The following is a 12,855-nucleotide window of genomic DNA, read 5'->3' on the forward strand; positions in this document are numbered from 1 at the left end:
CCAAGCCGATCCAGAACAGGTTGGCGCTCACGCAGGTTGCGCGATTTTATTAGCGTGGCTTATGCTTCGAGACAAGTGGATTGGGGGTGCCCGGTCGGCGCTATAGCCTCGGTGAGTTGCACCGGGGCTTTTCGCTTTCTACAGGTGAAAAATCTTCAATTCCATTCCTTCTTAACCCTCTCCCACGCATTCACGTTCACTGGCGCGGCGACACTTTCTGTTCAAGACCTCAAATGCGTTATGGGATTGCGGGCTTGAGAACAGCTAGCCCGATTGGCGATACGCGCGCGTTGATGCTGAAGGGCGGGCCGCTGGTCGAGCGGGAGCTCGACCTTTCCGGAAGGCGGCGGGTCAGGCTTTTGCCTTGCGCCCGCGCTTGGCCTTGGGCGCAGCGGCGCGCTGGGCCTTGATACGCTCCAGCAGCACGCTGGCGGGCTCGTCGTTCGGGTCCTGCGGCACCAGTTCACCGCGAAACGCCTTGGCCAGAATGCTTTGGGTCAGTTTGTCGATCCGCTCCTGCGCAGCGGCAACACGGGCTTCCAACTGATCGGCAAAGGCGAATAGCTGCTCGACGCGGCGGACGATTTCGGTTTGTTCGCTGCCATCAGGAATCGGGACTGGTAGTGCTCTGAGTTGCTCAAGATTAAGAGTTGGTCGTGCCACCTCTCTTGAAGAGCCTTTCATCCAGCTTAAAGCCAAACTTGTGGAGAGCCATAGATAAACGTATTTGGCGGAAACTTCACGAATTGGAAGTTTCGCGACCGCTCTTGCAATGTTAAACCCTGCGCACTCGGCTGGAATAATCGCTGTCTCTCCAATTCCAGCCCCAACGACAGTGACGAGGATTTCCCCACCCTTAACTTGTGAGCGCCGGTATTCGTTATGCGTGTCTACAGAGATCTTCCGCAGTTGTGATGTGTCAACAGAACCTGACTTGAGATCGCCTGCTCGGATTAGATAAACCCCATCTGGATCGTCAGTGCCCGGCTGCACAACGCCATAGCAAAGTGCCTCATCAGGTGAAACTAAAAAGCCAAGGCTGGCCCATTCCCAGTTTTCAGGTATGTGTGGCAGCTCTTCAAAAAAAACAGGAGTGTGCTCTTGCTCTTTAGCAGGGCGAGCAGCTTTGAGGGTTTTAATGGTTTGCTCTGCTCGTCGCTCTGGGCTCATGCTCCGCCACTCCTCCGTCAACCTCCCCGAAACCGCCGCAGCAAGTACGGATTGGCGGAAGCGTTTGAGCAGGGCGGGGATGCCGTCGATGCGGGCTTTCAGGGTGTCGACCTGAGCCAGCAGCTCGTCGAGTTTGGCGGCGATGCGGGTTTGTTCGGCGGCTGGAGGTAAAGTAAATGGTGCCTCTTTTGCTTGCTGAGTTCCCAAGCGCGGCATCCGCATCCCATGCGAAACACTGCTCACATACTCAATGAAGCACGGGGCGCGCATTGAATAGAAAAGGTAATTCGCGTCGATGGGGCCGGGCGAAATGGCAATGATTTCGCTGGAGCAAAACCCATCCTTATCAGCCCTGACCACTTTGTTCAGATAGGGCCGCAGCTTTCCATAAAGCACATCACCTGCATAAAAACGATTCTTCGTGCTTTTCGGCGCGCGCGCTCCAACGGTTTTTCGCTCCAGTACCTTGCCCGTATCGCACTCAATATCCTCAAGTTCAAGAAGCCAGGCTTCTGGTTGCATCTCAGCTGGATCAACTGTTTCGTTATGGGCGTAGTTCACAACCTGTCCCAAGGTGGTCTGAACCCAGCTTTCGGGCAATTCACTCATCTCCAGTCTCCTGAACCACCGAAAGCCCCATCACCTCCGCCAGCATTCTTTTCTGCTGCTCAGCCTCATCCCCGGCACCCAGCGCCTGCATCAACTGCTCCAGCTCGCGCAGCGCCTCGGTCAGCTCGCTCATGGCTTCACCGGCCAACACTTCCGGCGCCGGCAGTTCGCTGGCATCCAGGCTATCGCCATCCTTGAGCCAACTGATATCCAACGAATCGCCACGTTCGGCAATCTGCTCGCGGGTAAATACGCGGAAGCGACTGAGCTCACCAACACCGTCGACATTCTCGGCGCGCGGGCTGTTGCCGTTCGGGTCGCTGCCGTAGGCGTCTTCAAAGGGTTTGAGGTGGGTGTCGCCGAAGGGGGAGCGTTTGCCGAAGCTGGGCATATTGCTGCGCAAGTCAAACACCCAGGTGCGCTGGGTGCAGTTTTCTGCCTGCAACGGGTCGGTGGCGCTGCCTTTTTGGAAGAACAGTACGTTGGTCTTTACGCCCTGGGCGTAAAAGATGCCGGTGGGCAGGCGCAAAATGGTGTGCAAGTTGCATTTGTGCATCAGGTCGCGGCGCACCTCGGTGCCAATGCCGGCTTCAAACAGCACGTTGTCTGGCAGCACCACGGCGGCGCGGCCGCCGGGCTTGAGATTGCGGTAGATGTGCTGCAGAAAGGCCAGTTGTTTGTTGCTGGTCTTGAAGGTCAGATCGTCACGGGTGTTCGAGGCTTCGCCGCCCTTGCTGGTGCCGAAGGGCGGGTTGGCAAGGATGATGTCGGCGCGGGGCAGGCTTTTGCCGGCTTCGCCCAGGGCGTTACCCAGATGCACTACGCCTTCGTCATCACCTTCCATGCCGTGCAGCAGGCAGTTCATCAGCGACAGGCGGCGGGTGTTGGGCACCAGTTCAATGCCCACGAAGGCCTGGTTTTTCTGAAAGGCGGCGTCTTTGGCGCTGAGGTCCAGATAGTTGTCTGTCTGCTCGCGCATGTACTGGTCAGCGGCTACCAGAAAGCCGGCTGTGCCGGCGGCCGGGTCCTGAATCACTTCGCCGGGTTGCGGCTTGATGCAGCGCACCATGCTGTTGATCAGCGCGCGCGGGGTGAAGTACTGGCCGGCGCCGGACTTGGTTTCGCTGGCGTTCTTTTCCAGCAGCCCTTCGTAGAGATCACCCAGGCCATCTTTCTGGGCGCTGAACCAGTCGATCTGGTCGAGGGTGCGGATCATCTGTTCCAGGTGGCGTGGTTCGCGCAGACGGGTTTGGGCGTCGGCGTAAATGGCGCTGATCAGCGGGTCTTGGTGCACCAGATTGCCGTCGGCGTCTTTGCCGGTGGAGAGGCTGAGCAGAATACGCTTGTAGTCGTTCAGCAGGTTGATGCCGGATTTGCCGTTCAGATCGGTCCAGCGGCAGCCGGCGGGCAGCGGGTGCTTCTCCAGCAGCCCGGCTTCGGTGTTCTCGTGCACCATCTTGATAAACAGCAGCAGCACCAGTTCGGTGACGTAGTCGCTGTAGTTGATGCCGTCGTCGCGCAGTACGTCGCAGAGGTTCCAGAGTTTCTGCACGATGTCGTTGTTGGTCATGGTGGTCTCAGTCGGGGGTGTGGGTTTGCGGGTAGGCCGCAAACGCATTGCTGTCGTAGGTCATCAGTGTCACCAGCTTGGGGTGCACGAAGAGCTTTTCCTTGCCGGCGGCTATTTCGCTTAGCACGCCGACGTCGCAGAGCTGCTTGAGGTAAACCGACGCGGTTTGGCGCTTGGCGATCTGTCGCTCGACCAAGTCACTGATACGGCAATAGGGCTGCTCGAAGATCAGCTGCAGCAGCTCATGGCTATAGATTTTTGGCAGGGCGTTGCGCACATGGTCGCTGGTGTGCTCCATCAACTGGCGAATGGCGGCAATCTTGGCACAGGTCCAGATTGAGGTTCCCTCCACGCCCTTGAGCATAAAGACAATCCAGGCCTGCCAGTCGGCATCGCGGGTTACCTGAGTGAGCAGGCGGTAATAGTCCTGCTTGTGCTGCACGATATAGCGGCTCAGATAGAGGATGGGCAGCGTAAGCAGCTGCTGTTCTATCAGGTAGAGCACGTTGACGATGCGCCCGGTGCGGCCGTTGCCGTCGAGAAAAGGGTGGATGGCCTCGAACTGGTAATGACTCACGGCCATTTTGATCAGCGGGTCGGTGTCATCCGACGCGTGCAGAAACTGCTCCCAATTGGCGAGCAGGTTACGTATGACGGCCTCGCCCACCGGTGGGGTATAAACCACCTCGCCGCTGGTCTGGTTGGCGATGACGGTGCCCGGTATCTTGCGCACGGTCATGTCTTGCCCCTTGAGGGTGCTGCAGATGTCGGTCGCGGTGGTCACGCACAGCGGGCGCTGCTGCAACTGCCGGTAGCCCTGGTACAGCGCCGTGCGGTAGCGCAGCGCCTCTTTGGTCGCGGCATCGGCAGCGCTGTCTTCCTGGGCAAATTGGAACAGCCGATCCATCGTGGTGACGATGTTCTCTATTTCCGAGCTGTCTTTGGCTTCGAGCAAGGGCAGCAGGTTGATCAGCAGGGTCTGGTTGGGCAGCAGCTCACCGGCCTGCTTGAGCTCAGCCAGCGCGGCCCGGGCACCGATGCAGGCCTTCAGCACCGGGATGCTTTCTAGTGCCTGCGGATCGGGTGGTAGCAGTGGCAGGGTGTTATAGGGGTGCTCGGGGTGCCAGGTCATGTTCAGTCAGCCGGGTTATGTCGACAGGTTGAGCAGTGTATGTCGATGCTATCGACACAACAAGCAAACGTGTCGATATTTTTGTGTATTTTCGACACGAAATCTCGCACGCTATTTCAAGTTAAGGCTGTTGATAAAATAGCGCTCGCTGTTATTTCAACATGAGGGCGGTGCCGGCCGGATCAGCGCTTCCCCAGGGCTTCCCTGACCGCTACAACGGAGGTGTTTGTGGCTGCATCAAGCACGCCCCTGGAGAAACGCTGTCGGTACGACTTGCTGTCGGTGTGAGGACCATCCAGCAACGGATGTAACCGAGCTTTCAATGCCGCAGCCTGCGCGTTGTTGGCGACCCTTTCACCCAGCACCTCCAATAGTGCGCCTTCAAGGCACACCGGGGTCCATTCAATGATGTGGTAGCCATGCTTCCTGGCCTTGTCGCGATCTTGCTGGGTCAAGGGTATATCGGAATCCAGGACAATATATCTCTGGTCAAACGGCAGGTGGTCATACTTTCTTGTGGCGTTGGTGATGATATTGCCTGGCGAGCCGCCGGATTGTTTTTCTATGGTCGGTTTTATGCCGTCGTTATCAGCATTTATCTGCTGGTTCATGTGCTTGATAAAGGCTTGGTCATCAGCCCCCTCGCCGACAATCAGCAGGGTCGTTTTGCTGACTAGGCGCTGCTGCTTGTGGTGATTTCGCTTCCTGGCCATGGCGGATCACAAAGTCGGGACGGCACCGAGGGCGCCAGTCATGTACTTGGCGTACAGATTATCGTCGGCGCGCAGCCCGGTCATATCGTCCAAACGCCAGGCTTCACTGGCCTGATTGCGTTTCTCGACCAGATACACCTGATGCTTTTGTAGCAGGTTAAGCACCTCGGGGGTGTGGCAGGTAAAGATCAGTTGCGCTTGATGCGGGTTACTGTGGTCAAACTCGAACCATTCCAACAGTCGCGGCACAAGATGCGGGTGCAGGTCATTGTCCAACTCGTCAATTACCGCTACACCACCCTGGCGCAAGGTTCTCAGTATGGGCTCAAGCAGAACAAAGGCCGACTGGGTGCCGCTGGACTCCTCAAAAAAGGGCAGCTCAAAACTGCCTCCATCTGCCGTCTGATGCAGGCCGAAAGGAACAAAGAGCTTTTCTTCCTTGCCAGTCTCATCGATCCGAGTCAACTCGCGGATTCTCACTCCACTCAAGCCGAGATCGAACTGACTTATTGCTTTCGACATCTGCTTCTGGAGTTCTGGATCCTGCTGGAACTGCTCTGCCGCCTCAATAACCGCCCCGTGCTGAAAATGCACGCGTCCTGAGCTGATGACGTTCGATTCAATGTAATTGAAAAACTCGATAAAAGGACGAGCTTCGGCTACGTCATAACTGTGGGCTGCGGCGATGAGTGAAGCGGTACTGCGCAGCTTCTCTGCCTGAGCCTTGGCAAAGGGAAAGCCTTTTTGCTTGAAGCTATAACCATGAGCGGTTTTTTCTCGCTTGAACACGTAGCTGAACTGCGTGCTGGTTTTTTCATAGAGCGCCTCAGCAATAACGGCTGTATTGGTCAACTCCAACTGGTAACGGTAATCCACGCCCTGGTGCATAAACTCCAGCTCAAAGTGACTGGATTCGGTGCTGTGTAATTTATGGGGATAGAATGGCAAATTGCGATCAGGGGCGACCCCCAGAAAGGACTCGGTTACGAACCAGCGCAGGAACGCTAGCGGCTTCACAAACTGGGTTTTGCCTGAACCGTTTGCGCCAACTACAGCGACTGTCTTGTTGTAGCGCTCACTCCCAACGGTGATGTCGTAACCGGATGGGGTGGGCTTTTTGCCCAGCCCGAAGTCGATGATGGCTTCACCGGCAAAACTGTAGAAGTTCCTGAAACTCAGATTCTTTATCATATTCTTGGCGATTCAACGAAATTTTGTTGATTCTGCGCTTATGGGTTGTATGTATCAAGCAGAGATTAGCCCACGTGCGGCCACATTGCCTCGTTCAGTTCTTCCAGCACGGTATCGAGTTGACTGTTGAGTACCTTGTCGAGCTGCCTGGCGCCGCCGTGTTCGGCAAAGCGGTTGTTGACGAAGTCGCGGTCGATGATGACCTCGTGCACCAGCTGTTTTGACAACCGCTCCAGCCATTTGCGTTGCGCCGGCAGCCAGTTGTGGCTCTGATAGATGCGTTGCATGGCCTGGGCGACGCGCTGCTCAAAGGGCAGCAGCGGTTCGCCGATGGCGGCGCGGCGAATATGACCGATGATGCTGGCGGCGATGTCCTGGTTGGTCTGGTTGCGCACGGCGCTTTGCAGGTTGGCTTCGGTGTAACCGGCGCCGTCGAGCAACAGGCGCACTTCCTTGAGTTGCTCGCGGGTGAGGTCGCCGGGGCGGTTGACTACGACTGACAGCGCCGCGCTCTGGTTGAGCTGCTCGCGGATGAAGGCGTTGAAACTGTCGAGATAGTCTTCGGGCTTGCTGTGTGCGCCGTAGCTCTGGCTGCGCTCGCGGATTTCGTCGTGGTGCTCGGAGAGGATCGGCTGGCGTTCGCTGCCGAGCAGGTCGTTTACCTGCGCCAATTGATTCAGCAAGCCGCTGTGCTGGCTGATGAACTGGGCGGCCTGTGTCGGGCCCAGGCTGTGCAGGTGGCGGTGCAGGCTCTTCGGTTCTACCCCCCAGAGGTCCTGCAGTTCATCCAGCTTGTGTTTCAGCGGGGCGTTGGTTTCCGCCTTTTTCTCGGCTTTGCGCAATACGCGCATGACCTTCTGGCTGAGCTGGCTGAGCACAACGTCGGCCTGGCTCTCATTGGGTGCGTCGCCCGGAGCGTTAAGCGCGCGTTCGAGCTGTTCGGGGTCGGTCAGCTCTGTGACCAGCTGTTCCAGTGTGATGCTCGGGTCTTTGACCAGCGGCTTCATGGTGTTGACGTCGCTCAGCGCGGCGTAGATGTCTACCGGGTCGAAGATACGGAATACGGTTTTGCCGATTTCGTCGCAGCGGCGGGTGGCGCGGCCGATCATCTGCTCGTAAAGGATGCGTGACTTGACCCGCCGCATGAACACCAGATTGCAGATGCGCGGCACGTCGATGCCGGTGGTCAGCAGGTCAACGGTTATGGCGATGTTGGGATAGCGCTCGTTCTTGTACTGGCGGATCAGCTGCTCGACCTTGTCGCTCTGGCCGGTGATCTTGGCCACCGCCGCCTGGTTGTATTCGCCGTTGTAGAGGGCCTTGAAGGCGTCGTCCAGCAGCCGCTTGACCATGTCGGCATGCAGGTCGGTGGCGCAGAAAATCAGGGTTTTCTCTTCGCCGTACGGGTCAAGCTCCTGCACCAGTTGCTCGCAGATGACGCGGTTGAAGTTCTCGTTGATGACCCGGCGGTTAAAGGCGTCGACCTCGAAGTTGAGTTCGTCTTCCAGCTCGGCGCTTTCCACTTCGCCGGTCTGGGTGTTGATGGCGCTGACCTGTTCGCCCTTGGCGAAATTGATGCCGTTTTCGCTGAGCAGGGTCTGGTAGCGGATGGGCGGCTCGTGGTCGATCAGCCAGTCATCGGCGACGGCTTCGCGATAGGAGTAGGTGTAAACCGGTTTGCCGAAAATGTCGCTGGTGTGTTTGGCCGGCGTGGCGGTCAGGGCGATCTTCACGGCGTCGAAGTAGTCGAGCACCCGGCGGTAACTGGACAGGTACTGACTGGCGTCGCGGGTGGCGATTTCCCCTTCGGTCATTTCCTGATCGAGGGTGTAGCCGCGGTGGGCTTCGTCAATGATGATGCAGTCGAACTGGTCAATCGGCGGCGGGTTATCGCTCATGAAGATGCGCTTGACCATCGCCTGCACGGTCGCGACCTGAATGCGGGTTTCGGCTTCGGCGGCCATGTCGCCCAGCTCGGCGACGTTATAAATCTGCGACAGGGTGCTGCTTTGCTCCAGCGGCGCATCGTGAAAGGCGTCGATGGCCTGTTGCCCGAGCGAGGTGCGATCCACCAGAAACAGGATGCGTTTGAAACGCTCGGCTTTCAAAAAGCGGTACATCAAGCCGATTATGGTGCGGGTTTTGCCGGTCCCGGTGGCCATGGCCAGCAGGGCGGCGCGAATGTCTTTGGCCAGGGCGGTCTCAACCGCACCGATCGCCTGCTGCTGGTAGTTGCGCAGTTTCAGGTAGCCAAAGGGTTCGGCCTGCAGCTTTTGCTGGGCGTCTTCCTTGCTGCGCTTGAGCAGGTCCTGCAGGCCGGCGGGCGTATGAAATTCCTGCAGGGCGCGGCGCGTGTTGGCCGGGTGACGCACGTCGCGGAACCAGATGCCGGACTGTTCTGCCAGCTGCGGTACGAAAGGACGGCCGTTGCAGGAGTAGACGAAGGGCACTTTGTAATGGCCCTCTGCTTCATCTGCCCAGGCGATGGTGCGGCCTGCCTCTTCCCAGGCGCCGGTCAGTGGCGGCATCACCTCAAAGCCTTTGCTGTAGCGCTCGGCCTGGGGGATTTTGCCCGAAACGTTGGTGTTTTCCTTCTTGGCCTCAACCACCGCAATTGGCGTAAGACCGGCAAACAGAACGTAATCGGCGCGGCCTTTTTCGCCCTTACAGCGCGTTGGCCACTCGGCGATGGCGATGTTCTTGCCCTTCTCCGGGCGGATGCCGTTTTTCCAGGTCAGCGCTTCGCTGTCGGCCTGCCAGCCGGCCTCCTGCAGCTGCTGGTCGATCAGGATGCGGGTCAGTGCTTCATCCAGCACGATGTGCTGTGTTGCAGCTTGGGTGTGGCGGTTAAGGGTCTGACGTTGCGCGGACTGGGTCTGGTCGTCCTGGGCGGCAAGTTGCGCCTGCAACGCCTTGAGTTTGGTTTCGTATTCGTGTTGCTGTTTTTGCAGCGCCTGCTCGTGTGCCGCTGCCTGCTCGGCCAGGGCGCGCGATTCCTCGTCCATGGCGTGGGCGAGGGCTTCGTATTCGTCTTTCTCTTTGGCGATCAGCTCGTTCAACTGCTGGCTTGAGCCGAGGTCCAGGCTGGCTTGCTGCAGTTCGCTCTGCAATTGGCTGATTTGTGCCTGGAGCTTGCGCAGCTGCTCGCTTGGATCGGCTGGCGGAACAAAGGGGCCGGGCTTGAACCCTGTGCCTGCCTTACCAAAGGACTGGTGAAACCAGACCGCCAGCTTGCGCGCCACAATCAAGCCGCTCATGGCTTCACGGTGCTGCGTTTTGAATTGATGGGTGGCCTTGTTGCCTTCGATACGCAGGGTGTGGAACAGCTCGCGCACAACGGGCTCGAGTTTCAACTCGCGATGGATGCGGTAGAGCAGGTCAGCCTGAGTGGTTTGTTCGTCAAAGGCAATGCCGGCCAACGCGGCCAGATGCTGGGCGAGCGCTTCGCCCAGCTGACGGAGCTTGATCAGGGTGGTATTCGGGTCGCTGGCAAAAGCACGCTCAGCGGCGCCAGCCAGTTCGACCAACAGCGGGTCGTGTTCGGCCAGAAAGCCAAAATTGGTGGATTGCTCAGCCGCCCGCATTGTATTCACGCTCCCTGTTCTCGACGCGCGCTCTACTTTGCATCATCCGGCCCGGTTTGTCGCCCTCCGCTCGGTTCGCGCGCCGCGTTCAGAACTGCGGATCAATCGTCAGCATCAAGCGCTTTTGCCCTGCCACCACCGCCGGGCTGCGGTGCACGATGCCGCGGTCTTCATTGCCCACCCAGCCGCTGCCTTTAAGGAAGCACACATCCCCCTCAGCCAATTGCCGAATGGCGCCGGCGTCACGCACGACCTCCGGTTTACCCGGTTCAGGCTTGCCCAGGCCGGCTCGATCCAGCGCCTGCTCGGGTAGCCACTCGCTGCCGGGGCCGCTGTAGGTGGTTACCAGGCGCACCGGCAGGTTGTCGCAATGAAAGCGCGGGCACATGGCGCCATCGAGCAGGCGCATGCGAATGCCCACCGCATCAACGTCGAACAAACAGGCCACCGCCTCGGCCAGCAGGCGCACGTCGGCAATCAGCTCAGCTGCCTGCTGCGGCGCGGGCATACTGCGGATCAGTGCCTGCTCCAGCGTTGCATCCGCCGGGCCACGCCAAGCCAGTTGCCAAGGCTGCGCAGCGCACTGGGCGGTGATGCTGGCGCGCAGCGCTGGCCCCAGCTGGCGCTGCATGATGGCAATGGTGATGGCCTCGTCGAACACTTCGGCCAGCACAGCGAGATCGGGGCCGCTTGCCCAGTGAGCCACAGCATTCTGCTCCTGCGCAGCGAGTATCGGCATCACGCTCCCCATCAGACACCTCCCGCCCAGGCCACGGCATCGTGCGGATGCAGGCTTTCCATGTGGCATACCTGCGCCCTGGGCTCACGCCACTGTCCTTTTTGCAAAGCCGCCTGGATGCGCCGTGCGGCGTCTTCAACGAACATCAGGTTTTGCCCGTTAAGCTCGGCAAAGGCCTGCTCGTCGGCACGTTTGACGGCGGTCTGCAGGGGCGTGCCCAGTGCCGCCTCCACCTGATCGATCAGCGCCAGCAGCGGCAGCTCGGCGTCTGACGCATCCAGCGCTACCGTCACTTGCGCTTCGCTACGCTGGCTGTGTGGGGTGGCCAGCGAGGCGTGGCGCGCCAACCAGTCGCTGACTGCCGCGGGCGTTGGCGCCTCGCCATCGGCAAAGGCCTGGGCAAAACCCTCCGCCACGCGCTGACGTGCCAGTGCAGCCGAGCACGGACACGTAGAGGCGTAGCCAATCTGTACCTGTACCTCCAGGCTGAACTGACCTTGCTGCAGGCTGGCATCAAGCTGCACGGGGTAGCGCTTCCAGCCGGCCAGATCCGGGCTAAGCAACGCCGGGCGCCGGCACAGCAAATCAAAGTGCAGCCCGATCCGCGCACGGGTGCTGCGGCAGTCTGCCTGGCTATCGACCATGTCCTGCAAGGCCGTGCGTATCCGCGCCGGGGTCAGTACCGCCGGCGGCACCAGCCGCTCCAGCAGCCGGTACAGGCGCGACATGTGAACCCCCTTGATGGCCGGGTCGGGCAGGTCCACCTGCACGTCGGCGCGGGCATGCACCTGCACCTGGTCCCGGGCCAGGCTCAGCGGCAGGTCGATGCCCTGCATGCCCACCCACTGCAGTGCACCGGGGGTGGCGGCGGTGTCGGTCAGCGACACGTCCGGCAAGGTCAGGCTGCTCATTACTCCCAACCCTCGAACGGATTCGGCCACGTCTCCCAAACGGCAGGGCCCTGCGCCATTTCCTCGTCGTTCAGCAGGCAGGCGTCCAGCGCCGCGCACAGGGCGCTCTGGTCCATCTGCATGCCAATCAGCACCAACTCCTGGCGGGCATCGCCCACTTGCTCGTCCCATTTGCTGCGGATCAAGGCAACTGACTCAGGATCATCCGGCCACTGCTCGGGTGCCACCGCGGCCCACCAGTAACCCGCCGGCCCGTGCCGTGCGACGGCTCCCGCCTGCGACCATTGCCCAGCCATGGCCGGCACGCAGGCCAGCCAGAAGAAACCCTTGGAACGCACCACGCCCGGCCACTCACTGTTGACCAGGGTGAAGAAACGCTGCGGGTGGAAGGGGCGACGGGCGCGATAGACAAAACTGGAAATTCCGTACTCTTCAGTTTCCGGCGTGTGGCTGCCGCGCAGCTCCTGCAACCAGCCCGGAGCCTGGGAGGCAGCGCTAAAGTCAAACAGCCCGGTATCCAGCACCCGATCCAGCGGCACCTGACCAAACTCGGCCATCTCGATGCGCGCGCGCGGGTTGAGGCTGGCCAGAATGGCGATCAAGCGGTCGCGCTCCTCCGCGCTGATCAGGTCGGTCTTGTTGACGACGGTGACATCGCAGAACTCGACCTGCTCGATCAGCAGATCGACCACGTTGCGCTCGTCTTCTTCGCCCAGCGACTCGCCACGCTCCTGCACACTGTCCTGCGAGCTGTAATCACGCAGGAAATTGAAGCCATCGACCACCGTGACCATGGTGTCTAGCTGAGCCACTTCGTTCAGGCTTTTGCCGTCTTCCGCTTCAAAGGTGAAAGTCTCAGCCACCGGCAGCGGCTCAGAAATGCCCGTAGACTCAATAACCAACTGGTCAAAGCGCCCTTCTGCGGCCAACCGGGAAACCTCTTCCAGCAAGTCCTCGCGCAGGGTGCAGCAAATGCAGCCGTTGCTCATCTCCACCAGTTTCTCGTCGGTACGCGACAGCTGAGCGGTGCCATCGCGCACCAGCGCAGCGTCAATGTTCACTTCGCTCATGTCATTGACGATGACTGCCAGCCGACGGCCTTCGCGGTTGTTCAACAGATGATTGAGCAGTGTGGTCTTGCCGGCACCAAGGAAGCCGGACAGCACTGTTACGGGAAGTTTGCGGGCTGCGGACGCAGACCGGGCGAGATCATTCATCGGGTAATCCTCTGGACAG

Annotated in this window: 9 protein-coding genes; all 9 read right to left on the reverse strand. The window is 59.7% G+C overall.

The window, feature by feature from the left end; translation table 11 throughout:
- Positions 1 to 351 precede the first annotated feature (351 nt).
- On the reverse strand, positions 352 to 1,779 hold the full coding sequence (locus CNQ84_RS14575) for a restriction endonuclease subunit S (protein WP_096005573.1): 1,428 nt from the start codon (positions 1,777 to 1,779) through the stop codon (positions 352 to 354).
- Positions 1,772 to 3,349, reverse strand: coding sequence for a class I SAM-dependent DNA methyltransferase (locus CNQ84_RS14580; protein WP_096005574.1), 1,578 nt, complete (start codon positions 3,347 to 3,349; stop codon positions 1,772 to 1,774). The genes CNQ84_RS14575 and CNQ84_RS14580 overlap by 8 nt, the downstream gene beginning before the upstream one ends.
- 7 nt (positions 3,350 to 3,356) lie before the next feature.
- On the reverse strand, positions 3,357 to 4,481 hold the full coding sequence (fic, locus tag CNQ84_RS14585) for a protein adenylyltransferase Fic (RefSeq protein WP_096005575.1): 1,125 nt from the start codon (positions 4,479 to 4,481) through the stop codon (positions 3,357 to 3,359).
- Between the two features lie 182 nt (positions 4,482 to 4,663).
- Positions 4,664 to 5,194, reverse strand: coding sequence for a hypothetical protein (locus CNQ84_RS14590; protein WP_096005576.1), 531 nt, complete (start codon positions 5,192 to 5,194; stop codon positions 4,664 to 4,666).
- 6 nt (positions 5,195 to 5,200) lie between these two features.
- Positions 5,201 to 6,385 (reverse strand): AAA family ATPase, encoded by a 1,185-nt coding sequence (locus tag CNQ84_RS14595; protein ID WP_096005577.1) that lies wholly within the window; start codon positions 6,383 to 6,385, stop codon positions 5,201 to 5,203.
- 65 nt (positions 6,386 to 6,450) lie between these two features.
- Entirely contained in the window at positions 6,451 to 9,969 is a 3,519-nt protein-coding gene (hsdR, locus tag CNQ84_RS14600; protein ID WP_096005578.1) for a type I restriction-modification system endonuclease, read from the reverse strand.
- An 88-nt stretch (positions 9,970 to 10,057) separates the two neighbouring features.
- Positions 10,058 to 10,720: a DUF1826 domain-containing protein gene (locus CNQ84_RS14605; RefSeq protein WP_217350107.1), complete on the reverse strand. Its 663-nt coding sequence runs from the start codon at positions 10,718 to 10,720 to the stop codon at positions 10,058 to 10,060.
- The gene (folE2, locus tag CNQ84_RS14610) at positions 10,720 to 11,619 is read right to left on the reverse strand and encodes a GTP cyclohydrolase FolE2 (RefSeq protein ID WP_096005579.1); all 900 of its coding nucleotides are present in this window, start codon (positions 11,617 to 11,619) and stop codon (positions 10,720 to 10,722) included. The genes CNQ84_RS14605 and folE2 overlap by 1 nt, the downstream gene beginning before the upstream one ends.
- Complete coding sequence (gene zigA / locus CNQ84_RS14615) at positions 11,619 to 12,836, reverse strand: zinc metallochaperone GTPase ZigA (protein ID WP_096005580.1); 1,218 nt, start codon at positions 12,834 to 12,836, stop codon at positions 11,619 to 11,621. The genes folE2 and zigA overlap by 1 nt, the downstream gene beginning before the upstream one ends.
- Positions 12,837 to 12,855: the final 19 nt, after the last annotated feature.

The sequence above is a fragment of the Pseudomonas abyssi genome (assembly GCF_002307495.1).
Classification (GTDB): Bacteria; Pseudomonadota; Gammaproteobacteria; order Pseudomonadales; family Pseudomonadaceae; genus Halopseudomonas; species Halopseudomonas abyssi.